Source organism: Mesorhizobium sp. P5_C1, from assembly GCF_054049815.1.
Window position 1 is genome coordinate 1 of the sequence record NZ_JBFULQ010001246.1, and the last position, 750, is coordinate 750.

General features: G+C 52.0%; 1 protein-coding gene. It reads right to left on the reverse strand.

Translation table 11 applies throughout. From position 1 onward, the window contains the following. Positions 1-448 precede the first annotated feature (448 nt). On the reverse strand, positions 449-750 hold a 302-nt coding region (locus ACXJ7R_RS35155), incomplete at its 5' end, for a hypothetical protein (RefSeq protein ID WP_457155806.1).

Below are 750 nucleotides of genomic sequence, written 5' to 3' on the forward strand. Positions count from 1 at the left end.
GCGGGTAAGTCGCGCCATCCCTCGATCGGATGAAGCGGGCTCATCTATATTAGCTAACGCCTTGACGAGCCGCCGACCGCGCCAGTCAGGCGGATCAATTGGGCTCTAGTCGTCCCGGATGTCGGCTTCCAGTCGCGGTTCCGCTCCCTCTGCAGGCCCCTTGGGATGCCCGGTCGCGGCTCGCCCCCCTGCATTTGAGCAGATGAAGAGGCTGGCAGAGGGCAGGACTAAAGTCTTGCATGACAGACGCAAAGGTCTGGGTCAACTGCTTAAGTTCTACCAACACCCATCGGCAGTTCGGTTACTTCAGTCAATCACGATATATACATACTCCGCAGGATCAGTTTTTAGGCGTGTTCGATCTGCATAAAGATGTCCCCCTATCGAATTCCGCTAAAACTATACGAGGATCGATCAACGTCTCCCATGCATGGAATGAACATAGGTATCAGAAAAATGCGGAGAGAAGATTTATATAGCGGGGTATGCCAAAAATATACGGCAACACAGATGAATAACGGTCACTTGACCGCGGAGAAAAATGAGGTCTATTGTCTTCCCACGGGGAAATATTTGCGGCAGGGTTGGGGGCGCTGCGATGTTTCATTTTTTGCGCGAATTCTGGAATGATCAACGCGGTATCGCGATGATCTTCGTCGCCATTATGTTTCCGGTTCTGATCGGTTTTTCCGTATTGGCGATCGATGTGGCTCGTGTCAACGGGCTCCAAAACGATCTGCAGAAGGGCAT